The organism is Exiguobacterium sp. s125 (assembly GCF_018618605.1).
Taxonomy (GTDB): domain Bacteria; phylum Bacillota; class Bacilli; order Exiguobacteriales; family Exiguobacteriaceae; genus Exiguobacterium_A; species Exiguobacterium_A oxidotolerans.
The window spans coordinates 17,930-42,306 of the sequence record NZ_JACSMI010000008.1 but is presented as its reverse complement, the minus strand read 5'-3'; the positions used below and the strand labels follow the sequence as shown (position 1 = coordinate 42,306).

Genomic DNA, 24,377 nt, shown 5'->3' with positions numbered 1-24,377 from the left:
CATTCAAGGTTTTTGATTCACATGTACCGTCCTTGAACTTTTCTCATCATATTTTATGAACATCGTGATGATGATCTTTAACCTCTTCACTCCAGTCAATTAAAGAATAAATGATATATTAATGACTATTCGTTTCTTTTCGAAGGTTAAATTAAACATCAGCTATTCCTCGTGGTAAATCAATTTTTTATGTTTATTATGGTAAGTGAAATAAAAAAGTATGCGCCGGCGCATACTTTTTTTTATTTCACTTTCACTTTTGGGGAAGACTTACCTTTCTTATGCTTAGTTTTGAATTTCAATTTTAAATTGTTCTCTATGTTACATGATCATACCTTAGTCTCATACGTTCAGAGATAATGATTTTATAAAGCGAATGAACTTCTGTAGACTTTTGCTACGTTTCCTTTTCAGGCTAACTATGAATTCTATTCGAACAGGCATAGGTAAATCAGATTGGATGATTCCCTGCATCGTTTTTCGATTACCTAAAATCCGCTTCGGTACGACACTCATGCCCATTCCTGACTCTACAGCACTTAAAATGGACTCGAGTGTATCGAACTCCATTATTTTAGGATCCGTATATCCCTTGTCCTTGGCGACTTCGAATGTTTTGTTCCGGTACGTACACGTAGTGTCACTATTGACGATGAGCGTCGGGCATCCATCTTCTATAAACTTGAAGTCCTGATTTGAAAAGATTACTATATCTTCAGTTAAACTATGTACGGACTCAAAGCGTTCTTCGTCGAATAATCCGTTGACAAACACGCCGTCAATTTCACCATAGAAGAGCATTTCCTGCAATCGTTGCTTGTCTTGTGTCTTCATCGACATATCAATGTCATTGTTTTCTTTCATGAATAGCAAAAAGAGTTTTGGAAGCAACGCCGCCGATACAGTCTGTGTTGCACCTATCGCCAAGTATTCTCTCCATTTATTTTTATCGATTGCGGATTTCGCATCCTGCATCAACTTCAGGATATCTTCAGCATATTTGCCCAGCGTAGTCCCTTCTTCCGTCAATTTCACTCCACGATTATTCCAAATCAATAAACGAGCACCTAGCTCGTCTTCAAGAATCTTCATCCGCTGACTGACGTTCGATTGAACATAATCCAACTTCTCAGCTGCTCTCTAAATCGAATGTAGATCTACTACATGCTTGAAAATCAATATATCAATCACATCGAATGAGAGGAAGATTGTAAATGAATTTGAAGGATAAAGTAGCCATAGTGACAGGAGCTGGATCCGGTATAGGTCGTGCGACAGCGATCTGTTTAGCCGCAGAAGGAGTAAAGGTTATCGCTAATTACAGTCAGTCTGAAGAAGGGGCGCTAGAGGTCGTAGAAAAAATTAGGAACGATGGTGGTGTAGCAATTCCATTTCGAGCAGATGTCTCAATAGAACACGAGGTTCAGGATATGGTCACCCATACCTTCATGGTGTTTGGAAAAATTGATTTTCTGGTGAACAACGCAAGCATCACGTATCAGATTCCTATGAATGAACTGGACGAAGTGACGGGATAGATATAGGATTCTCTCTTTGCTGTTAACGTAAAAGGCATCGTCCACTGTGTGAAGGCAGTCGTACTACATATGAAAAAACAATCCGCAGGTGCTATCATTAACCTTGAGAGCGTAGCGGGAGTGAACGGCATCGGTTCTTCCATTCCTTATGCAGCCACTAAGTCGACCATTCATACGATGACACGCTCACTTGCTATCTCACTCGCACCTGACATTCGCGTTAATTGTATCTCTCCGGGATCGCTCGCCACGCGTTGGTGGGCTGGGAATGAGGAACGGATGCATGGTTTAGCAGGTAACCTTCCCTTAGAGAGAATCTCCACACCAGAGGATGTTGCAGAGGCTATTCTATTCCAGTTGACACAATTGTCCATAACGAGACGAGTCTTCGTGATTGATAACAGCCAAATACTCTAAAGTTTAACTATTGCAAGATAAATCTAGATCAATATCTTTTTTCAAAAAGTGTGCGCCGGCGCACACTTTTTATCTAATTTCCCCACTCCTCTTCAGACATGCTATGCTAGTTGTATCGAATTAAGGGGGCGTGCATTATGGACTCTACCTCATCCGTCCAACATAGACAGCTTGTTGTCTCTCAAGCAGCGAAGACATTGCTGGAAAACGATGTTACTGAACAACTGATTTCCATCGATATCATTGATGTCGAAACCTATGTCAATCAACTCTATGAAGAATTTTATGAATTTCAAAATGAAGAAGATGTTTACAAAAAGCTACGTTATTATTCATTTACGAAATTGAAACGGCGCTGGGTACGAGCAGCCGTAAAAAACTATGTTGAGAACAAAGGTCCGATGAAAGAACTACGAGGACTTCATAAGATGTATTTGGAGTATTGGGACATTGCGGGAAAAGAAGGCTTCCAGCGAAAGTTCTCTGCTGATAGTGTTGAGAAATTGATGCAAGAACACATACAGGAACTTGAAGAATGGGCTGAAAATAATAACTTACTAATTCATACGTATCCGCACTGGGGACAAAAAACAAAGAATCAGAAAACGGCAACAATGCGGACTGATATTCTAATGGTCATCGGAGAGGTTGCGAAAGAATTGAAACGTGCGCAGCCAAAGGCACACGTTGCCACTTCTACCTCGATTACGGTACCGTTCTTTGGAATCGCTGATCGCATGAAAAATACGACGGAAAAGTTCAATCAAGGAGAAGGTATGTTGACGGACTTATCTCTTGATCTCCACGACTTCTCCGCTGTCGTTCCTAAATACAAACAAGGTATCCCGGCGAATTTATCGGTTCTCGTCAGTAACGAGTTTCTTTCAGAACTCGACGGAAAAGTCCCGGATCTTGATGCTCGTGATTTTGAGGCCTTTAACGAGATTTTGTCATATCGCGATGTGACGTTTCAAACGAGTCGAAAGATCGTCTTCCCAATCTCAAAACTTGTAAAAAAGATTTATGGGAACGATAGCGGGAAAAGCTATATCCTCACAACCCAACGTCTTGTAAAACTCGGTTATTATCGCGTAGCTGTTAGAAATGAGGAAGGGGATCTCTCGATCTTCGGTCTCTTCTCCTCTGTTAAAATTAGTAATGCTTCTTCTGTTAAACGGGACACGCAAATTACTGTCACTGTCTCAGAGGAAGTCTATGATGATTTGTTAAAACAACAGATCATCAGTATCTATGGAGAACAGATTGAGCGATTAAAAGGAACGTTCGCTTATCATTTATCCTTTGTACTTCAAAAGGAACGACTTAACTCGTATCAGTTAAACGAAGCAATGCCCGCGAAACGGCATTGGCGCCAGTTTACACACTCGATTCGATTTAATAAGAGTCGAAAAGCAGAAAACTTGAAAGAGCTTGAAACTAACTTGGATCGTATCAAAGAACTTGATTTTATCATTCAAGATTGGCATCGGTCCGGTGACTACTATTTCTTATACTTCCATCCCTTGGAACGCTGGGAACATGATGATCGCCGCAATGCACTTCTCCTATAAGGAATATCGAACAGATCAATAGAAAGTAGTCTTCTTCCATTCTTCATAAATTCAAATAAAAGAGCGTATGAGATCATGAATCTCGTACGCTCTTTTGAATACTAGTTATAATTCTCCTTGAAACTATATGATAGTAAATAAGCGTTTTTTCTCATATGCCTAGCCTACATTTATGCCTAGCCTACATTGTCTTTGTCCTATTAAATCGAGATTAACTATCGTGTCATGTTGCCATTGAAAAATATGGTCGCTTTATGATCGATTTAACAGCAATACAATAATCAAAAATAAGTAGCATCAAGCACTCAGCTATGTTCATGTACATTTCGCTAATCACAATCATGTACTTATATAAACGATCGTATCAAAAGATCTGTAATGTAGTACCAACATAGATGTTCGTATTTGAAGTAACAAACACAAAATAGGAACATATGTTCTATTTAATTTTTCTATTTTTCTTCTTGTTGTAAGACTCACGTATAATTGGATGTCTCATTCTCCAGAATATCTATTGATCGTACATGTCGAATCGTGTCGGAAAACGACCATTTTTCAAATTCAGACGTTATTTACCGTACTGAAACAGCACTTTTTCTTATATTTTTAGCATTTTTGTCGGATTTGACCGTACTGAAACAACACTTTATGTATTTAGGTCGCCGATCACCGTACCAAAACAACAGTTTTGTGATTTTGGTCGTTGTTTCCCGTACCAAAATGACACTTCTGCACTTTAGAAGAATTTTTAAAAATTATTTTAAAGCGGTTATCTGATTCATTTGGTCGTCATATACCGTACTCAAACGACACTTTTGAACATTTTAGTCGCTTTATCCCGTACTGAAATGACACTTTTAATCATTTGGTCGTTAAATACCGTACCAGAATGACATATTGCATCGCTATATGTATGAATTTACTCAAGAAAAACCTCTAGAAAGCGCATCATATAACGATTCTAGAGATTCTGGTCGTTTCTGACCGTACTGAAATGACATCTTTTCTGTATCTGAAAACGGCTTCATATCAACGTTTTTAGCACATTGGTCGTTTTTGACCGTACCGAAACCGCATTTTGACAGTTCCTTTTCTGAACAGGATACTAGTAATAATAGTTCAGAGTAGGGGAGGTGTAGGTATGTCATTTCAACATGAAAATCGTCATGTATTGGTCGCTAATAAATTACTGATCGCGATGAGCGGTTTAACACGTTGGACAAAACGTCAAGACAGTTTCTTATATGAACAGCATCACTATAACATTCCAGGACCCTTCCTGGCATTGAAGTGGACAAAATCTCGTATTCGTCATTTGTTGACGCTTTTATCGCATTGCGATGATCAAGGCGTTCTCTCATTGATGGAAAGTGAAGTATTGGCTCACTATGCGCGTACTTCCGTTCGATCGTTACACAATAACCTACGCCTTTTTGAATCAGTTGGACTTATTCGCTACTCGATTCATTTCTCTGGAGTCGTCACCATTGAACTCGTAGATTATCTTGAAAACTACCGTGATCTTTTTGAAGAAGCTGGTACGTATACATCGAAGACCGGTTATACGTCTCTTTGGTGTGAGATGGTGCGCCAACTGATGGATATTGAGCATGTGAATATCCTTCGTGTCGCTTTACGTGCCCTTGTGCAAGTAGAGCGGGACGTGAATGTTCAGTCTCAGGAGAAAGCGACTTTAACCTATGATGAAGTACGTGGATTCTTACCGCGTTACTGTGGACACCGTTTGGCTGTAAAAGGAATGCTTGATCAACTTTCTCAGTTCTTCAATGTGCATTTGGTTGAGAACACGAAAGACTTCTTATCTGCAGTCAAAGAGAACCTCTCGCTTAAGAAGCGCATACATACCGTAACACGTCCTTTAATGTTTCACGTGAAACTCGAAGACCAAATTAACAGTAAGCGTATCCGGGAAGCGGAACGGGCGCGTACGTTGATCAGTTGGTTCGATCTTCGAGAAGTCGCTCGTGACTACGTAGATTTTGATGTATTGGAAGTTCCGCAAACATCGCTGCAATCGTTGAGTGATACGTACGGATTTGCTGCCTGTGATGCAGTCATCCGTTCGATTCGAAACGATTTCTATCAATACGGGGAACGTCTTGAAGATGCAGAACTTTATCGCCTCTTCTTTGAATCACCAATTCTCTATCTAAATGAACGACTCCGAGTCGTATCGGAAAAATTGGCCATTGCATGATGGTCTATTTGTCATGCTTTTTTTTGAAAATAGTCGTGAAAAGACAAAAAATCAGCGCCATTTTAAGTCTTTTTGATCTAATTCATCGTCATGCTACTCATTTTATTGATCCATCCAAGGACAATATCAATATGCCATACTATTTAGGAAAAAAAACAAATTCTGTTGTTAAAAAATCAGTTTTTAGAGTTGTTTATTCAATAGATTCTGAACGAAATCACTGAATGAATGCTTAAAAAACAACACTCTTTGAATTTCTACAAATTGTGCTGTTCGTTTCCCGAATCGCAAAATGTCTTGTTTTTGTTGGTATTACAGGCTTGAGGCGGTGAATCATTTTTCTAATTCTTATTAATTCTTTATTAATCTTTTTAATCTCTTCCAATGTGTTAAATGATAATAATCTGGTAGATCACGGCTTATTATGATGAAGAATAAAATTAAAATATGGAGAAGCATTATAAAAGCATAGACAAAACATCTAAGTAGAAAAGCTTAAATATCCTGTAAACATTTCGACATCGAAATGTTTACAGGATATTTAATAACGTATACAAAAAATATCATACATATTGCCCTTTGATTGCTGATAATCATTGAAATTATTATTTTCATGTGCCATGATGAATGAGGAAAGGGGAGAGATGATGAATATTATGACGTTTTATATATCAAAAGGAGGATCCGGTAAGACAACATGTTCGCTCAATATGGGTCATGCCCTTGGTGAACTCGGGTATCGTACGCTTCTCGTTGACTTAGATCCGCAGGGATCATTAAGTAAGTTAATGCTGAAAGAGTCGGATACGATTCAATACATGACGCTGTACGACGTCCAAGCGAAAGGATTAGCGATTGAAGAGATCTTATTTGATGATGAAAAACACAACATTAGTCTTCTTCCCTCTAATGAACGAAATGCCCGTTTAATCAATTTAATATCTGAACAAGATAAGATTTTTCTATTAAAAGACTTACTAGTTCCTCTTGCCCATGAGTTTGATTGGATCATTCTTGATTCAGTTCCTTCAATCAATGAATTATCTAAAGTCGTTTTATCGTGCGCAGACAAGGTGGTCATTCCATTCATGCCGAAAAAGCTCGTCTTTGATCAGTTAGGAAGTACGATTCGAACGATTCGACAAGTGAAGAAGTATTATAATGCTTCGCTAGAGCTAACAGGCATTATGCCAGTCGCAATCGATCTTGGTTTAAAAGGGGATCGAGAATACGCAGAGGCGATGGAACAATTGGCAACAACAGAGCAATTACATGTGCTGCCTTCTGTACGACGCGCTGCCTTTATTGAGAAGGCAGCAGATAGCGGAAAAAGTGTTTTACAATACAAGTCGAAAGAAGGCTTGGAACTGGCACAGCCGTTTCGTGAGCTAGCACTTTTGATGACAGGAGGTCCGAAGCATGAAAGCGCGGAATAAACAAATTCATAAAGTAAGGCCGCAAGACCAACATCCTTATCGAAGTGGATTGACTGATCTGAGCTCTGTCGTGCAAAAGTTACCGGTTTCCCGCGATTTAGAAAATCTCGCAGTTGAAATCAAGGAGTTAGCTAAGATTCAGACGATTTCTGTTTTCGAGATCGGTAAGCGCTTGTCGATTGCTAAATCAGAAATGCACGATCAACAAGAATGGCGCACGTTTTTAGAAGCCGTCAACATGTCAAATTCACTCGCCTCCCGATATGTTAAAGCGTTTGATACCCTAGAACCATTTGAAGAACAACTCCAAACGTTACCGGCATCCAAAGTATTCGAGCTGATGTATGTCGATGATCCAGAAGACGTTGTTTTAAATGGTTTACCTGTAGAAGAAGGACGGAAGTCATTAGAAAGTGCGACAGTACGAGAAATTCGTGCTGCTCGGTCAACGGCAACGAAAGTGAAAGTAAAGTCGTTCCAGCCACTCGCAGCGACATCGACGGTCCTTTCTACACGAGTCCCAACAGAAACATCGGAACAGATTCATGTGCTAGCGCGTGCTAAAGGACTTAGCATTAGTGAATACATTTCAAAGATGATTGAAGACACCATTCAGCGGGACATTATAGAGGATCGTAGTGAAATCGTGGAAGGAGAGAAGGAACAGTGAAAAAAATTGCTTTATATAATCGAAAAGGTGGCGTCGGAAAATCAACGACCACGATTAACCTTGCTCATGCGTATGCTCGACAAGGATTACGCGTCCTGGTCATTGATGCGGATGACCAAGCTTCGACGACCAATGGACTAGGGTTAACGGATGATTACGATGGAAAAGTGCTGCTCGATTGTTTGATTGAAGAGCACGATCCCTCATATGCACCGATTGAACAAGTGATTGTCACTTGTGAATATGAACTAGGTATCATTCACTTAGTACCTACGCGCCGTTCTGCTTCTCCTACCGGACTAACGAGTCAGATGGGATACGAATACCGTTTGATTGAAGAACTAACGCGACTCGAAGACTTGTTTGATATTTGTTTAATTGATTGCCCAGGATCGACATCGGCTTTAAATCCGTATGCGCGTTGTGCCCTTGTAGCGCAAGACCGGATTGTCATGCCGGTACAGATGCAGAAATTTTCAATGGATGCTGTCTATACAGCTCCGGAAGAATTAGAAGAAATGAGAAACGGATATAAGGAAGACATTCATATTTCAGCATTCATTCCCACGATGGTGAATGCGCGCTCTAAAGGAGATATGACGACCGTTGACGAGTTAAAGGAGTTAGGGAAAGAAGTTGGCATTCCCGTACTAACAACAATTCCATACATCGTCAAAATTCAATCCTTACAACGAGAAGCACGTCCAGTCCTTGACCATAAGAGTCCAGCGACAGATGCTTACTTACAGTTAGCAGAGGAGGTACTTGCCCTATGAGCAATCGACGTAAAAAAGGACAAGCAACGTTCAAAAGCTTTCAGAGTACAGTAGCTGAGAAACCTGTTCAAGAACAGGGAACAGAAGCATTAAGAGAAGAGCAGGTCGAAGCGGTCAAGAAGTTTGCTGCACCTACTATGTCAAATCCGTATCAATCGCTTCCAGCCGTCGGTTTATCACGTGTTTTATCAAAACGACTTCCGGAAGATATGGAAGGTATTATTCAGTACTACAATCATATCGATACAATCCAAGCAACAAGTTTTGTTGAGAAATGTCGTATTCTAGCACATGCGAATGAAGTATTTCGTGATGCTGACACTAAAGAAGCGTTTCAGCAGGAACAAGGAAGTTGGAAATCATTTTTGAATCGAATCGGAATGTCTCATCCTCAAGTCAATCGGTTCATTTCATTCTGGAATATATTTGGACCAACGATCTTAGACAAGGCGATTCAACAGGACTTCAGTGCTTCTAAGTTAGCTGAATTACTGACATGGCCAGAAGATCCCAAAGTCGCCTTACTGGAAGAGCGAAAGTATAAGACGAACGATGGAGAGTTTACGGTCTATGAAATGACACGTGAGCAATTGCGTGAAGTGAAAAAAATGTTAAACGAACGAAAAGAACAACAAGTGATTGATGCAACTCCTGTACAGCCAAAACCAGCACGTGTCCATGTAGATTTCTCCGATAAAAATGATCCATTATATCAAACACTGAAAAAGCGCGCGCAAGATCAGGGGATGAAACCCGATCAAATTATACGAGCAGCATTAGAACAATACTTACGCACGTGATTGGATAAAAAAGACCGTCCTACATTTTAGTAGAACGGTCTTTTAATGATTTCAGCTTAATCGATTAGGCATTTTCACTATCGAGAGATGTCTGTGTACGTTCTCGTAAAACAGCTAGCTCAACTTGTTCCTGAAGACGACGTTCGAACGATTCTTGATCACGCTGCGCAATGGTCAACGCTAGCGACAGTCTTCGGTTTTCTTCTTCTAACTGCTCGGAACGCTCAGTACGTTCTTTTAGTTCATCGATTCGATCAGTTAGTGCTTTGTTTTGACGATACAATTGATCGCGTTCTTCCTCAAGTTTAGTGATGTTTCCTTCCAAATGAAATACTTCTCGTTTTAACGACGTGATTTCTTCCTTTTTAGATACTTCTAATTTTTCTTGTTGCTCTCTTCTCTGCACTAATTCATGCTCTGTCTGTTCCAATTTTACTTTCAGGTCTTCAAGCTCTTGCTGATGGAAAGAGACCTTTTCTATATACTCTGCTTCTAAATCCTCTTTAGCTTGTAGCACTTCTGACTCTAATTTAGTGACTGTATCTAGATGACGAGATTGAATGCGTTGATTTTCATGTTGGAATGTCTCAAGACGTGCTGCACGTTCTTGAAAGAGAAGAGTGATCTGCTTAAGTGATGCTTCTAATACAGCATCCTCTTCACTAAGCTTGGGGTCAATTTCCTTTTGTTCAGCGAGTACAATAAACTCTTCGAATAATTGATTTGTCGTGATTTGACGACCTTTAAGTAATTCACTAATCTTATCTGTTACTTCTTCAGATAGACGGAATGACTTATTTTTCATTTCGTTAGATGACATTCTTAAAACCTCGTTAAAGTGTATTTTGACTTAGTATATCATGTACTAATCAATAGTTTGGTTATCACATTTAAGTTCCAAGAAAACTAAAATAAAAAATGTTTTCGTTTCAAATAATAGAAAAAAATTTCTTACCACAGTTTTAAATTTTTGTATAAGAATTATGAATAGTTATTTTATTATGATAGGAGGAAATAAAATATGTAACCTTTGTTAATTAATAAAGTAAAAAAGTAAGAACTAAATCATATACATCAATTATGAATAACTAAAAGTATATATATTTTTAATGTAAAGGATGTAGAAAATGGAAAAATCAGAGTTACTGATAGCATTGATTGGAGTAACCGCAACGTTTGTTTCAATTTTAGGAGGGTTTTTACTTACAATAAGCCACAATATCAATGAAAGTAAACGGAAAATGGAGTTTGAGATAGAGTTACTTTATATGGAGATTCTTAAAGAGCAAAATACTTTATCATCTCAATTAATTACTAAGATTAAAAAATTTGAAGAAGAATCACATCGATATTCTATGTATATAGATGGACAATTTGGACATATACAGCTTCCTTACACATCTACACTAGACTATCTTGAAATGCGTAAAAATTATAAAAAGGATAAAAAAGCAGTCAAAATAATAAAGAAGCAATCAGAATTTTTAAGGTATAGTAGAGATTTTGAAACTTTCATCCGTTGGTCCAATCTAAGAAGGAAATGGGCAGAGTCGGCTGAATTTCAAGCATTATATGAATTTCTTTCTCAAAATCAAACGATCGAACAATATTCTTTAGAACTAAATCGAAAGTTTGCAAATTTGTTTACTTCCAACGAAATGAAACAGTATAAAAAATTTATTATTTCAACCAAATTCCAAAGAGACCAGTTATTTAATCAAGCTATTATGATACCGTCTCATAAGAATCAAAAATTTTATTCATTGGGAATTGTTTATTTAGTTTCTATAACTGTTGTTGGAATTATTTTTCCGTTTTATTTTTATAATTATAGTTTTTCTAAAGACTTAATCAAAGTAGGTATGATAATTGTGTGCTTACTTACAACTGCATACATTAGTTTAACCTTCGCTATGGGATTAACTTCGAAAAGACCTAAAAAAATGAGGGAAAAAGTTAGACAATACTATTTGTGAATGTAATGGTATTTATTTTTTATTCATTTTCAGCAAAGATAAATAAAAGAGCATTCATCTTATGAACTGAACCAAAAAAGTTAGACAATAAATAATTTGTCAGGCGACCTTGAGGACCTGAGTCCGGTATTCCACCAGGCTCAGGTTTTTTAGTCGTCTCTTGATACGACGATGGTTATAGTACTCGATGTAACGCTCAAGCTCATATTTGAAGTGATCCATGTCATCGAACTCCTTGAGATACAGGAGCTCTGACTTGAGTACGGCGAAGAAGCTTTCGATGGGCGTTGTCGAGACAGTTGCCCTTACGGGACATGCTTTGCGTGATACCATGTTCGTGGAGCGTACCCGTGAACGCTCGATACTGATAATGCCACCCCTGATCGGAATGAAGAATTGGGCGCGCCTCTCCGTCGAGCTTCGCGATTGCCTGGTCCAACATTTCGCCAACGAACCCGTATGTGGGGCGGTCCGATAGGATATAGGCAATGATTTCACGGTTTCCCAAGTCCATCATCGGCGAGAGGTAGAGCTTCTCCCCGAACAGGTGAAATTCAGTGACGTCAGTCACCCATTTCTGGTTCAGACCGGTGGCCTTGAAGTCACGTTGGAGAAGATTCGTGCGACTTCTCCGACCCGTCCTTTATAGGAGCGGTATCGCTTCATGCGGACGAGACACTTGAGACCGAGCTCGTTCATGAGACGGCGCACGGTCTTCGGATCGTGCTGGAAGCCCTGGTGTTCGAGAAGTGCGTGGATGCGACGATAGCCACATCGCCCCTCGTGTTCGTGGAAGAGGGCATGGATGGTTGCCTTCACTTCCGCATACTTGTCTTCGCCCGTCAGGCGCGTCCGCCAATAGTAATAGACACTTCGTGCCATACCGAGCACGCAGAGGAGTCCCGAAACGGGATAGATTGACCGCAATTCATCGATTACTTGTGCCTTGATCCGGTTCGTCGCGCATTCTCTTCTTGAACCAAGGCTCTCAATTTTTTTAACGCAGCGTTCTTCATTTCGAGATACTCGATCCGCTCCTTGAGCTTCTCGACTTCTGTCATCTCTTCCAAATCTTTCTTCTTGCGTCTCGCCATCGGGGCGCGTCCTTTCGGTCTGGCGACCAGACCTGCGGTCCCTTCCCGTTCATACGTCGATCGCCAGTTCGAGATCATCCCCGGGGAGGAAATTCGATATTTTACGGCTGCCTCTATGTAGGACAGTCCGTTGGTCGCCATGTCGTTTAATACCTCCAGTTTAAATGCCGGCGAGTGTGTTGTATAGGAAGGATCGAAGATTGTCTCTCCCCAACGTTCATAAAGACGCGACCACTCACGGACTCGTTCAGGTCGTATCCCGAATTCCTCCGCCATAATCTGGTATCCGTCTCGTCCCGTCAGATAACGTTCAACAACCTTGATCTTAAATGCCTTCGTATATTTGGTCATAAAAAACACCCCATAAAAGTTGGATTTTTATGTCCAACTTTTATGGGGCAGTTCACTTATTAAGAATGCTCTTTTATTTAAAAAAATAATTGGAATTAATTAGTATCATACAGCTATCCAATATTAAAGGGATACAAAACTACTGTATTCGTTTTAAATATTTATATGCGATGTCAGCTATTACTTCCAACATAAAATGACAATCCCCTTTTAATACTGCTCCAGGGCTACTATGAGATGCTAAATTTCGCATTTTGTAGGCTACTTCAAGTCGACCATTGTCTCGTCTAGTTATGATTCGCGTATTAGGATCTTCATAAAGAAGCTTTATTAGTTTTCCTAATTGAGTATCGCTATTTTTAACGTTAATGGAATGTTCTTCACAAATTTTTGAACATACTGTCTCAAGGCATACTCCCAAAGTTGCAGCAGATGGCAAAAATAAATTCTGTCTGTAAGCAGCCATTGCCTGTTCCAATTGATAAGTAAAGTCTAAATCATCTACAATTTCCATTAAAGGATTTAAATCTATGATCGAAAAAGGGAATTGAGTAGCATTCTGAGCAAAGTAAGATACTGGTGTTTGATCAATTTCTTTGTACTGTTGAATATCTTCTCTGATTCTATATATAGTTTCAGTTCTAATGCTCGTTTCATATATTGATGCTATATATTCTATATCATAAGAAACAATAGATAACTTTTTGTAGATATCTTCTTTAATTCTTTGTTCTATTTGGAAAAGAACCTGGGAAGACTTGTAACCAAACTGTGGAAAGATTTTTTCATAAATAAAAAATCTTTCATCTCTGTAGGAATCGAGATTTTGCAAATCTTCTTCTTTTACTACATATGCATTGACTTGTCTTTGACCTGGAGTAGATAAAAAATATACATCTAAATCTTGCCTTGCATTGAATTCTTCTGGGAAAATTAAAACTAAGATAGAACAATTACTTTCATAGTAAAATCGATATGGCGCTGGATTAGCATCAAAAGAATCTTGGTTTAGAGTTTGAACTCTATCTATATAGTATTTTCTATATAAATCCTCTAATTTTTTCGAATTTTTCAAAATGATATTCTTTGTTTCTGTTTCATCAAGTCCATTATAATTCATATAAACACCGTCCTTAATACTAAAGTAGTTTGAAATTCAGATCATAAAAAAAATATAAAGAAAAGGTACCTTTGATTTTAAACTTTTCTGTTTTATAAATAGATGCAATAAAAAAATTGATGTACAAAGTTAAAGTTTACCTTGCGAATATTTAATGTGAACATCGATTAAATTTGAGTAGTGTAGAGGGAAGAAGGATGATTTATGATTAAACTTTACATAATACACCTAGATAATAAAGAAACATTCAATGATATTTTGAATTATACACCTCAAGTATCCAATGATAGAAAAGAAAAAATCAATAAACTCAAATTTACTAATGATAAATCAATAAGCATTTTATCTGAGCTACTCATGAGGTATTGTATATTCGACACCTACGACTTAAGTAGTGAGGAAGTAAGCTTTCGAACAAATGAATTTGGGAAACCATATTTAGCATCGTTTCAAAACATCTTTTTTAATGTGACTCATTCAGAACATTATATTGCGTGTGCAATCAGTGATTCGGAGATTGGGATAGATATAGAATTTGTCAGTAAAGATGACTGCAGTTTTATGAATAGAATCTTACATCCACAAGAGTTAGGTTGGATTGACGAATTAAATCAGTTTGAAAAAAACAATACTTACTACAAATTTTGGTGTCTTAAAGAGGCATTCGGAAAGTGCTTAGGAGTCGGTTTGAACTATGATACTAAGGGAACTTATTTTTCTTATGAAAATCAAAATTGGAATTTAAAAGAAACATCATTTGAAGTAAACTATGAATATCATTTCTGTATAATCGATTCAATAAAAGATTACATTATGGCTATATGCAGTCCTAAAAACATAAATATAGAACGAATTGATTTAACAGTAGAAACATTACTAAAAGCATTTATGATTGAAAAATAACCTTCTAAAGTAATGATACGAATACCCCCTTCAAAAATAAGAAAGACTTTTTCTTTCTTATTTTTGAAGGGGGTATTTTTGAGTTTTTATAAAAATGAAATCATTATCATGTACTTAATTAAAGTATTTATTTTGCTCAATTTTTGTTATTTCGATAAGATCCTGTCGATCAAAAGCTTTAAAAAATTCGACAGCTTTTTCAAAACAGTTCTTTACTTCAGCATCCGGAAAATTTAGTCCTTCCTTACACTCACCTAAAATGTAATAAAGAGGTCCTAGCACTACAGATTTACCTGATATTTTAGCAAGAGCTATTGCTTTCTCTGTGATTTCTTGTCCTTTTAAATAATTTTTGTTTCTTTTTAAAGCATTAGCATAGTTGTATAAAACGATTACTTTAAAGTTATCGTCAGTGTATTGAAATTCAGATTCAATAATTTTTTCATAGTTGCGAATGGCATGTTTAAAATTACCCACACTAAGATAAACAGTTGCTATTGAACTTCTTACATATAGAAAAAGATTTCGATCCGCGTAGAGAGTGTCTTCTCTATTTAAAATATTCTCTAATTTTTCTACACATTGTTGATGATGAATTTTTTTTAATTTAAATTCTGATACTGCATCGATCCAGTCTAAATAAGCCAAGTATTCAATATCCTCTTTGAACTTTTTTCTTTCCTCTTTACTCATGTTAAGAGCTTCTTCGTAAGAATTATGCTCGAGTAAATATCGTAACTTTTTCTTGGACTCAGTGATTTGTAATGAATTAGTTGCGCGAAGACTTTCTAAAAGATATTCAATCGAGACATCCAAGCGATTTGAAATGATCAAAAGAGTGTCTAGTGAAGGAAGAACTAAACCATTCTCGATACGACTAATAATTGATTGTCCTCCAACCCATTCTCCTAATTCTGATTGCGACATTTTCCTAGACTTTCTTATCTTACTTATTGTTTTTCCGAGAGAATAATTATCCATAAATGTACCACCTGCTTAAAATATGTTTATTTCGCATAAAACAGTTAAAAAAAATCATTTACCATAAAAATGTAGTCAAAACGAATTGAGATTTATTTTACAGACCTAAGAAATAAGTGGTCATGAAATATATTTTAAAACGATTTTGGTAAAAAGAAAACTCGGGGGTATTGAAGTGAAAAAATTATTAGTTGTTTTATCAGTAGGATTGTCTATCGGAATTAATGCTGGGCTTAATCAACAGATTGACGAATTAAAAGGATCAGCTATTAGTACGTTTACATATCATAACAATACAGTAGTAAATAGCACTACAACAGAACTTGCAAGTGATGAAATTGTGAATCAATCTGCAAGAGATATGCCTGAGATTTTTTAAGTCAATAAAGATAAACTTCACAACATAAAATGATTTCCTGGATAATACAAATAAATTATAACAAATTAATTTTGGAGGTTACTATGAATAAGTGTTCAGTTGAAAAGAAAACTTTGGTCAATCAGATTTTAAACAGAGGTGTAATCAAACAAATTCTTCCATCAGAAGAAGAGTTCCGTGAGTTATTATTGTCAGATAAAAAACTTAAGATTTATATCGGAGCAGATCCAACAGGTGATTCATTGCACCTTAGTCATGCAAAAAACTTTTTACTATTAGAAGAATTTCGTCAGCTTGGTCACGAAGTATTTGTTCTATTTGGTGATTTAACAGCATGTATTGGAGATCCTAGTGAAAAATCCTCTGCAAGATCAAAATTAACTAGAGCAACGGCTAAGAAAAATGCAGAAAGTTGGGTGAACCAGATTTCTTCCTTGATCAATTTCAACTGTGAAGAAAATCCTGCACAAGTTGTATACAATAGCACGTGGTTTGATGAATTTTCTGTAACTGAGCTTTTAGAATTGTTTTCTAACTCGACCGTGCAACAAATGATTGAACGAGATATGTTCCAGAAACGAATCTCTTCACAAAAACCAATTTTTCTTAACGAATTTTTATATCCTATGTTCCAGGGATACGATAGCGTAGCTCTAGATGTTGATGTCGAACTTTGTGGAACCGATCAAATTTTTAATGCACTTGCAGGACGAGATTTATTAAAAAAATTCAAAGATAAGGACAAGTTTGTTGTAGCTGTAAACCTTATGGAGAATCCGAAAAATGGAACATTGATGTCGAAAACCAACAAAACCGGAGTTTTTCTTGGGACAGATCCTAAAACGCTATTTGGTCAAATCATGGCACAACCAGATGAAATGATTGAAGTTATTTTGGTAAATAATACTCGCATTTCGCTTGACGAAATAAAGAAATTGGATATCTTAAACAATCCTATGAAAGCTAAATTATTCACTGCTCAAGAGATTACAAAAATTTTCTACGGACCTGAAGCAGCTATAAAAGAATACGAGAGCTTTATTAATACATTTAGTAAAAAAACCTTCTCAAAAGACGCAGAAATTATCGAAAGCAATCAAAAGGAAATTTCATTAATGGAATTGATTATTCACTGTATGCCTAATGAATCGAAGAGCAACGTGCGTCGTTTAATTATTCAAAAAGCAGTTTCAGTTAATGGAGAAAAAATTGAGGACGAAGAGAAGAAGTTTGATTTAGAGAAAATGGATGAACTTAAAATCAAAATCGGAAAGAAAAGATTTTATGAGGTTGTCTACAAATGAGTAATGTGAGTCAAGTTAATTTAACTGAAAGTACTCATGATAATAGGTTTACTTTAAATGAGAAATTTATTTCAAATCTTTTCTTAGAAATGAAGAACGAATACGGTATTTTAGCAAATGCTTATCAACCTATTAATATTCATGAGACGCAGAATAAAAATTTAATTGTAACAACAGATAAAGGGAAATTTTTTGCAAAAATTTATACATCTGGTGAATTAAGCGAAAGAAAATATGAGGCAGCAGTGTTGAATAAACTTCTTAAAGAAGACATCAATTGTATTTCAAAAATCTATGGAATAGAGCCGTTATTGGTAAATGGTTTTCCTGTAATGCTCTTTGAAGCTATAGAGGGAACAGAGGTAAAATATTTACCTTATGATTCAGAAATGGTATTAAATTTGGCTGGACTACTATCAGAAATTCACAATGGCTTGTCCTCCTTCGATCCAGGAAACAAAAAGAGATTTAATGCGTTTGGATTAGAGTTTGTGAATGTCTTTAATCTAAGTACGAACGATGTGATTATAAACCAAGCTTTAGGTGTACTAGCGAAGTGCTTCAAAGAAATTAAATTTGATGAAATGATGGCAACAATTATCCATGATGATCTTTCTCCAAGTAACGTCATGCAGCTATCGGAAACTGAGTTTGTGATTGTAGATTTTGATGATATGCATCAATCATACAGAATTAGCGATATTGGAACAGTAGTAAAAGAATTTATTATTCAACCAACTGGAAAAGTAGATCATGACCATATTCAACGATTTTTAGAATGCTATGAAAATACACCTGAAACTCGTAGATTAAGTGATCAAGAGAAGGAATTAGTGATTGTAATGGCTTTAAAAAGATCCGTCTTTATGTATGCATATTATCGAATGATTGAAGAAGAAAGAAGTGTATATATTCAAAGTAATGAGGAATATGAAGTCATTAAAATTATTTTATCGTCAGGGGCGTTGAATGATGAATAAAGACAATAATTTAAAAATTGGTTTAGTAATTGGAAAATTTGCACCTTTTCATTTAGGTCATATTGATCTGTTAAAATTTGCTCTTACTGTAGTGGATAAGCTATATGTAGTGGTCTATCATTGTCCAGATAAAACAAACATTCCTTTAAATCAAAGAGCAGGATGGATCCGAAATACTTTTGCCAATGAAAATGTTGTAGTTATTGACGGATGGAATGCACCGAACGAACATGAGGACACTCCTTATGTTAGAAACTTACAAGAAAAATATTTAGAAAAAGTAATGAACGGAATTGAATTGACTCACATTATTTCTTCAGAGGACTACGCCACTCATTTGTCAGAATATCTAGGGATTGAAAATGTAATCTACGACAAAGACAGAGTAAAACGGAACATTTCTTCTACGATGATTCGAAAAGAATTTGATAAATACAAAGAACAATTACCTGAGAGTATTTTAAGTTATGTAAAAGAAGATCTAAATAGCATTAAATCATAGAATCAATATTTATATCTTATCAATAAGGAGGTCATGGATTGAAGAAAATAATGACTCAATATAAAGGGCTACCTAGAGAGGCTTATGTACTTATAATTGGTGAATTTATTAATAGCACAGGAAATTTTGTTATTCCTTTCTTGACGTTTATTTTAACTTTATCACTTGGAATCGAGCCGTCAGAGGCAGGTATTTGGATCACGATTGTCACTATTCTTTATATTCCAGGATCATTAATAGGTGGAAAGCTAGCCGATAGTAACTCAAGAAAAGCGGTTATCATAGCCGTTTTAGCTTTAAAAGCTCTAATTTTCGTAATCTGTGCTTTTATCGGTTTTGATAAATTACTGATTTTCTTATTAATGTTATCTATGTTTTTAGGTGCGGTAGCGAGCCCATCGTTACGATCATTATTAGCAGATGTCTCCACAAGAGAGAATCGACAAGCTGTTTACTCATTAATGTACCTTTCAATTAACTTAGCGATGAGTATAAGTCCGTTAATTGCTGGTCTTTTATATCAAAAGTACCCGCACTATCTATTTATAGGAGATGCAGCTACATTAGTTATCGCCATTACACTATATCTATTGTTTATTCCTAACAAACCAAAACTGAGAGCGGCTCCAATCAGTAATGACTCTAAAGATAAGGTAGAAGGATCAGTATACTCCTTCCTATCCAAAAATACTGCGATCTTATTTATGCTGACTTGTATGTACTTGTACTATGTTATTTACTCTCAGCACAGTTTTAGTTTACCTATACACTTAAATACTTTCCATGAGAACGGCCCAGCATTATTTGGAATGTTGATGGCAATCAACGGCTTCACAGTAGTCCTTTTGACATCAGTTATCACGTATTTCACAAAAAATAATAGTAGTTCGAAAAATATGGGCTTATCCGGAGCGTTGTTAGGAATCGGATTCGGAATGATATTTATTGCTGATAGTGTGACTATGCTCGTAATTTCAACAGTTACATGGACAATTGGGGAAATACTTACATCTACCAATAGTGAAGTATTTATAGCCAATAATACAAAAAGTCAGTTTCGCGGAAGAGTTTTCGGATTATTCAGTGTAATCAAAAGTGCTGGATTAACAACTGGACCATTATTAGGTGGTTTCTACATCGGATTGTTCAATGTAAAACTCATATGGCCAGTAGTATTTTGTGTAAGTATCGTTTATTGTTTATTGGTTTACTTTGCGCATATGAAAAATAAAAAAATGAGTGAACAGAATAGTGAACTAAGGAGTGAAGTAAATGGTTAAAGTGAGTGAGCTAAAAAAGAAAAACTATTGGAATCAAATTCTTGAACAGATCGAGCTTAATAGTGAATATTCTGCACAAAATAAAGAGCAAAATCAAACGGAAAAACTTGTTTTTTCTTTAGATAATAAAAAGTTCGAACAAGTAACGAAGAATATTAAGGAAGTCGAATACGTAATTTTATTGTCAGTTTTCCACATCTTATTGAAAAAAAAGCTTCCTAATCAAACTGTAGCCATCTGGACACCGTTTATTAAAAAAAATGAAAAAGCTTCGTTGATGCCGACATTCTCAGCATTTAACGAAAGTACTAACTTCAAAGAGTTTGTATCAATTTTTCAAAAACAGTTAAGCGAATCAAACAAAATGATGATGGATGTGAAAAAATCTTGGGCCGAACAGCTTGGGAATAATTTTGAGATGGACTATGTATTCTCATTTGATCAAATTCAAGATGAAGAAAAATTGATGTCGAACCAAAGTTCATTAGCACTAAAATTCGCTAAGTCTGAGTCAGGATTTTTAGGTGAACTGATTTTTGATAAAAAGCAATATCCAATCAAGTCGATGATGCGATTCATTGAGCATTATAAACACTTGATTAACATGGTATTGAATTACCCTGAAAAAAATGTATTGCATCATTCTTTAGTAAAAGATTTAGATGAGATTGATCATCTTAAAAATATTTCTAGCCATTCAACATTAGTAGAAACTCCTAAAAACCTTCATCATATTTTTAAAGAAAAGGCAGTTATGTATTCCGAAAACATTGCTTTAGAGTGTGGTACAGAAAATTTAACTTATTCAGAGCTTGATGCATTAAGTGATAAAGTAGCTTCGAATTTAAAAGTCATGAATTTTAAGCGAGGGGATTTAGTCGGAGTCTTGATGAAACCTTCAATCGATACATACATTGTTCTCATGGGGATCATCAAAGCCGGTTGTGCATATATACCAATTTCTTTAAATACACCGGTAAAAAGAATTGAGTATATTTTAGAAAATAGTGGAGCTGAAGGATTAATTTCGAGTCAGCAAAACTTAGAAAACCTACGCTTTAAGGGTAAGGTGCTACATTCTGAGATGCTATTTAAAGATGTAGTAGATTCAGGGTCAGATACCGATCACACACCTTCGGATTTGATGTATGTCATCTATACATCTGGAACGACTGGAGATCCTAAAGGTGTAAAAATTACTCACGAGAATGCATTCAATACACTCAGTTACTTAAAAGATGAATATCCATTAAAAGCTGAGGATTCATTTTTGTGGAAAACGAGCTATTCATTTGACGTTTCAATTGGAGAACTTTTTGGTTGGTTCTGGAATGGGGGTAGTTTATCCATTCCTAAACAAGAAACTCTGAAGGAGCCTCAAGAGATCGTGGATTGTATTGTTTATTATGGCATTACGCATCTTAACTTTACTCCAACCTTATTACGATTGTTTGTTAATGCACTTACGCCAGCAGCTGTTCAACTGCTAAAAAATAACCTTAAATATATATTTGTCGCGGGGGAAGCATTCGAATTAGATCTTGCATTAAAAGTTAAAAAAATGTTTGGTGATCAAATTAATGTAATTAATTTATACGGACCTACTGAAGCATCAATTTATGCAACCGGGTATCAAATTGATGAAAGCATTACAAAAATGTATATCGGAAAGCCGATCAGAAACATGAAATCGTATATTTTAGATGAGGCTAATAATGTACTTCCTATTGGTTATCCGGGAACACTTTATTTAGCTGGACCGGGTGTCGCTGAAGGCTATTTAAACAACAGTAAACTCACGCAATTAAAATTTGTTGAGGATATATATAATCCGGCAGAAATTATGTATTGCACAGGTGACATCGCTCAGTGGGAAGAGAACGGAAACATTGAATTTATTGGTCGACAAGATGATCAGATTAAATTCCGCGGACTACGAGTAGAGCTAGGTGAAATCGAACAACTAATCAAAAGAATTGAAGGAGTCGAAGATGCGATTGTTTTAGCAAATGACGAGTCTAAAGATTTGTTAGGTAAAATGTGCGCATTCGTTGTCACTCATAATTTAACGGAAATGCAGATTAAAGAATTTTTGAAGGATAGGCTAATGGAATACATGATTCCGAATTACATCGTTGTTTTGGATAAGATGCCTTTAGGAACCAGCGGGAAAATTGATAAAAAGCGTTTACCGTCTCCAATTGAGTTATTGAGAAATCATGATCAAAAAATCGAACGTAATATGAATCCAATCGAAGAAAAACTTAGTGAAATTTGGATGGATATTTTAAATATCAAGAACGTTTACATTAATGATAATTTCTTTGATCTAGGTGCTCACTCCCTATCAATCTTGGAGCTAATTAACGAAGTGGATGAAAAAATGGGTATCAATCTAAATTTTGAATCCGTTTATAAAAATCCAGTCTTGTTTGAAATGGCTCGTTTTTTAAACAGCAAAAAAAATGGAAAAAAGCTGAGCTTGGAAATGATGAAACAAAAGTATTTTGAGGAGTTCCAAGAAAAATTTAATACAGAGTCTGTACTCTTAGATGAACGCAGATGGAATGTTCTTTTTACTGATAAGAGTAAACATAGTGTTCTCGCGTTTATAGCTGCAAATAATCCAGACTATTTACCTCATTATATCTTTAGTATTAAAGAAAATGCGGACGTAAAGAATCAAGCTGCAGAATTAATTAAAAAGAAATTGAGTCAATCAAGTGATTATCTTAACTCGGAATTAGTTGATGTAATTAATTATAACTATAATTCTTTAAGCGCTAAATTCACAAATGCAACCATTGAAAAAGAGTTTAATTGCGGTGTGAAACAATATGATTACATCAAGCATAATTTTAACTCTGTAGTTGCCCAGGAAATCAAAATTAATGAGTGTATTGATGTTAATGACGTACTTCGAGCGTTGGAAAACGTGATTGCTTTAAATCCATTATTACGATCGTACATTGTAATGAATTCAACAAAATTGTCATTCGTCCAGCGGGAATCTTTTAAATTTGATCAGATTCAGATTTTCGATGCAACTGCTCTTAATAATAAAGATCAAAAATTACTAGTTAAAAAAACTACTGAAATACTTGAAGAGTTTTTAAAAAAACAATCTATTGAAAGTCTAATGTTCCATTTTGCTTTGATCAAACTAAATGAGACTGAATATAAGCTATTGTTTATGGCTAATCATTTGATTTTTGATGGATATAGCAAGAAAGTGTTTGAATATGATTTTTTGAACATGCTTCAAAAAAAAGAAATCAAGAAAAAGAATACCTATGAAACTTTCGCTGCACTCCTTTGGGAAAGTTCATCTGATCAAGTGGTTGAATCGTTCTTGTTATCCGACACATATCTAAACTTCAAAACAGCTTCGGATGAATTAGAAAATAAGTATCCAGACTTCAAAAAGCCTATCGTATTTTCGGAACCGATTAGTTTCTCAATTCCATTTAAAGAAACTTCGAGTGGTAATTCAGATGAAAGTATGTTCCTTAAAAAAGAAAAACAATTACTTTCCACTGTAGTCGAATGGTGTCATGAGATTTTTGAAATGTCTCAAATACCTGTACGGATTCTATCCAATGGTCGAAAGTTTAGTAATCAAGAATTTTATGATGTGATTGGAGATTGTCATACAAGCTATCCAGTTCTTTTCAAGCAAGATTGCACTCCGTATGAAGATTACCAGTTTGATGAATTAGAATCTGTTAAAACTGAATTCCAAAAAAATAAGTGGGAACTTAGTGCAGTATATCGATATGCAGAGAAAAAAGATTCACCAGAAATTGAACATGCTATTGATCGAGCTATTAATTTTAACTACATCGGAGAAATTACTGAAGAGTCTGAAACAGAAATTTTGAAGGATATTAAGAATGAAAACTTTGCACGTTTTCCAATCATGGGATATACGAAAGGAAACGAATTAGGAATAACGTTCTTCAATGGTGTTCCTGATTCATTCAAAAAGACATTAAAGAATAATATCATCGAGAAATTCAGTAAAGTGCACCAGTTACTATAAAGATTGAATTGATCAAAATGATTTCGTAAATAGCATATA

At 35.9% G+C, this 24,377-nt stretch carries 22 protein-coding genes and 2 pseudogenes; 15 read left to right on the top strand and 9 right to left on the bottom strand.

Features of this window, described 5'->3' with window-relative positions:
* Positions 1 to 342: 342 nt before the first annotated feature.
* Complete coding sequence (locus KNQ05_RS14415) at positions 343 to 975, bottom strand: LysR family transcriptional regulator substrate-binding protein (protein ID WP_285800491.1); 633 nt, start codon at positions 973 to 975, stop codon at positions 343 to 345.
* A 51-nt stretch (positions 976 to 1,026) separates the two neighbouring features.
* Positions 1,027 to 1,128, bottom strand: a pseudogene (locus KNQ05_RS15785) (helix-turn-helix domain-containing protein); the annotation flags it as partial.
* A gap of 86 nt (positions 1,129 to 1,214) precedes the next feature.
* Between KNQ05_RS15785 and KNQ05_RS14410 the strand changes: the two are divergent.
* From KNQ05_RS14410 to KNQ05_RS14380, 7 genes and pseudogenes are all read left to right on the top strand, one after another.
* Positions 1,215 to 1,955 (top strand): annotated as a pseudogene (locus KNQ05_RS14410) (SDR family NAD(P)-dependent oxidoreductase).
* A 137-nt stretch (positions 1,956 to 2,092) separates the two neighbouring features.
* Entirely contained in the window at positions 2,093 to 3,526 is a 1,434-nt protein-coding gene (locus tag KNQ05_RS14405) for a hypothetical protein (RefSeq protein WP_214805885.1), read from the top strand.
* A gap of 1,141 nt (positions 3,527 to 4,667) precedes the next feature.
* A complete protein-coding gene (locus KNQ05_RS14400; RefSeq protein WP_214805882.1) occupies positions 4,668 to 5,744 on the top strand; it encodes a hypothetical protein in 1,077 nt (358 codons plus the stop codon).
* 644 nt (positions 5,745 to 6,388) lie between these two features.
* A complete protein-coding gene (locus KNQ05_RS14395) occupies positions 6,389 to 7,180 on the top strand; it encodes a ParA family protein (RefSeq protein WP_214805878.1) in 792 nt (263 codons plus the stop codon).
* Entirely contained in the window at positions 7,164 to 7,850 is a 687-nt protein-coding gene (locus tag KNQ05_RS14390; protein WP_214805875.1) for a DUF3102 domain-containing protein, read from the top strand. Before KNQ05_RS14395 ends, KNQ05_RS14390 begins: the two co-directional genes overlap by 17 nt.
* A complete protein-coding gene (locus KNQ05_RS14385; RefSeq protein ID WP_214805872.1) occupies positions 7,847 to 8,626 on the top strand; it encodes a ParA family protein in 780 nt (259 codons plus the stop codon). The genes KNQ05_RS14390 and KNQ05_RS14385 overlap by 4 nt, the downstream gene beginning before the upstream one ends.
* Positions 8,623 to 9,426, top strand: coding sequence for a hypothetical protein (locus KNQ05_RS14380; protein ID WP_214805870.1), 804 nt, complete (start codon positions 8,623 to 8,625; stop codon positions 9,424 to 9,426). The genes KNQ05_RS14385 and KNQ05_RS14380 overlap by 4 nt, the downstream gene beginning before the upstream one ends.
* Positions 9,427 to 9,490: 64 nt before the next feature.
* On the opposite strand, the gene KNQ05_RS14375 is transcribed toward KNQ05_RS14380, so the two are convergent.
* The gene (locus KNQ05_RS14375) at positions 9,491 to 10,246 is read right to left on the bottom strand and encodes a coiled-coil domain-containing protein (RefSeq protein WP_214805867.1); all 756 of its coding nucleotides are present in this window, start codon (positions 10,244 to 10,246) and stop codon (positions 9,491 to 9,493) included.
* A gap of 307 nt (positions 10,247 to 10,553) precedes the next feature.
* On the opposite strand from KNQ05_RS14375, the gene KNQ05_RS14370 reads away from it, so the two are divergent.
* Entirely contained in the window at positions 10,554 to 11,402 is an 849-nt protein-coding gene (locus tag KNQ05_RS14370; RefSeq protein WP_214805864.1) for a hypothetical protein, read from the top strand.
* 99 nt (positions 11,403 to 11,501) lie between these two features.
* On the opposite strand, the gene KNQ05_RS15875 is transcribed toward KNQ05_RS14370, so the two are convergent.
* From KNQ05_RS15875 to KNQ05_RS14360, 5 genes are all read right to left on the bottom strand, one after another.
* Positions 11,502 to 11,735, bottom strand: coding sequence for an IS3 family transposase (locus KNQ05_RS15875; RefSeq protein WP_483297420.1), 234 nt, complete (start codon positions 11,733 to 11,735; stop codon positions 11,502 to 11,504).
* A complete protein-coding gene (locus tag KNQ05_RS15870) occupies positions 11,626 to 11,973 on the bottom strand; it encodes a transposase (RefSeq protein WP_483297419.1) in 348 nt (115 codons plus the stop codon). Before KNQ05_RS15870 ends, KNQ05_RS15875 begins: the two co-directional genes overlap by 110 nt.
* A gap of 11 nt (positions 11,974 to 11,984) precedes the next feature.
* Positions 11,985 to 12,329, bottom strand: coding sequence for an IS3 family transposase (locus tag KNQ05_RS15865; RefSeq protein WP_483297418.1), 345 nt, complete (start codon positions 12,327 to 12,329; stop codon positions 11,985 to 11,987).
* A gap of 8 nt (positions 12,330 to 12,337) precedes the next feature.
* Positions 12,338 to 12,847, bottom strand: a complete 510-nt coding sequence (locus tag KNQ05_RS15860; RefSeq protein ID WP_483297417.1) for a helix-turn-helix domain-containing protein — start codon at positions 12,845 to 12,847, stop codon at positions 12,338 to 12,340.
* A 139-nt stretch (positions 12,848 to 12,986) separates the two neighbouring features.
* A complete protein-coding gene (locus KNQ05_RS14360; protein ID WP_214805861.1) occupies positions 12,987 to 13,967 on the bottom strand; it encodes a hypothetical protein in 981 nt (326 codons plus the stop codon).
* Between the two features lie 204 nt (positions 13,968 to 14,171).
* On the opposite strand from KNQ05_RS14360, the gene KNQ05_RS14355 reads away from it, so the two are divergent.
* A complete protein-coding gene (locus KNQ05_RS14355) occupies positions 14,172 to 14,870 on the top strand; it encodes a 4'-phosphopantetheinyl transferase family protein (RefSeq protein WP_214805858.1) in 699 nt (232 codons plus the stop codon).
* Positions 14,871 to 14,984: 114 nt separating this feature from the next.
* Here KNQ05_RS14355 and KNQ05_RS14350 read toward each other — a convergent pair whose 3' ends face one another.
* Positions 14,985 to 15,851, bottom strand: a complete 867-nt coding sequence (locus KNQ05_RS14350) for a helix-turn-helix domain-containing protein (RefSeq protein WP_214725403.1) — start codon at positions 15,849 to 15,851, stop codon at positions 14,985 to 14,987.
* Positions 15,852 to 16,026: 175 nt separating this feature from the next.
* On the opposite strand from KNQ05_RS14350, the gene KNQ05_RS14345 reads away from it, so the two are divergent.
* From KNQ05_RS14345 to KNQ05_RS14320, 6 genes are all read left to right on the top strand, one after another.
* A complete protein-coding gene (locus KNQ05_RS14345) occupies positions 16,027 to 16,230 on the top strand; it encodes a hypothetical protein (protein ID WP_214725401.1) in 204 nt (67 codons plus the stop codon).
* 83 nt (positions 16,231 to 16,313) lie between these two features.
* On the top strand, positions 16,314 to 17,534 hold the full coding sequence (gene tyrS, locus KNQ05_RS14340) for a tyrosine--tRNA ligase (protein ID WP_214805856.1): 1,221 nt from the start codon (positions 16,314 to 16,316) through the stop codon (positions 17,532 to 17,534).
* Positions 17,531 to 18,514: a phosphotransferase gene (locus KNQ05_RS14335; protein WP_214805853.1), complete on the top strand. Its 984-nt coding sequence runs from the start codon at positions 17,531 to 17,533 to the stop codon at positions 18,512 to 18,514. The genes tyrS and KNQ05_RS14335 overlap by 4 nt, the downstream gene beginning before the upstream one ends.
* The gene (locus KNQ05_RS14330; RefSeq protein ID WP_214725395.1) at positions 18,507 to 19,016 is read left to right on the top strand and encodes an adenylyltransferase/cytidyltransferase family protein; all 510 of its coding nucleotides are present in this window, start codon (positions 18,507 to 18,509) and stop codon (positions 19,014 to 19,016) included. Before KNQ05_RS14335 ends, KNQ05_RS14330 begins: the two co-directional genes overlap by 8 nt.
* Positions 19,017 to 19,054: 38 nt before the next feature.
* Positions 19,055 to 20,296, top strand: coding sequence for an MFS transporter (locus tag KNQ05_RS14325; protein WP_214805851.1), 1,242 nt, complete (start codon positions 19,055 to 19,057; stop codon positions 20,294 to 20,296).
* Complete coding sequence (locus KNQ05_RS14320) at positions 20,289 to 24,338, top strand: amino acid adenylation domain-containing protein (protein WP_214805849.1); 4,050 nt, start codon at positions 20,289 to 20,291, stop codon at positions 24,336 to 24,338. The genes KNQ05_RS14325 and KNQ05_RS14320 overlap by 8 nt, the downstream gene beginning before the upstream one ends.
* The last annotated feature ends 39 nt before the right edge of the window (positions 24,339 to 24,377 follow it).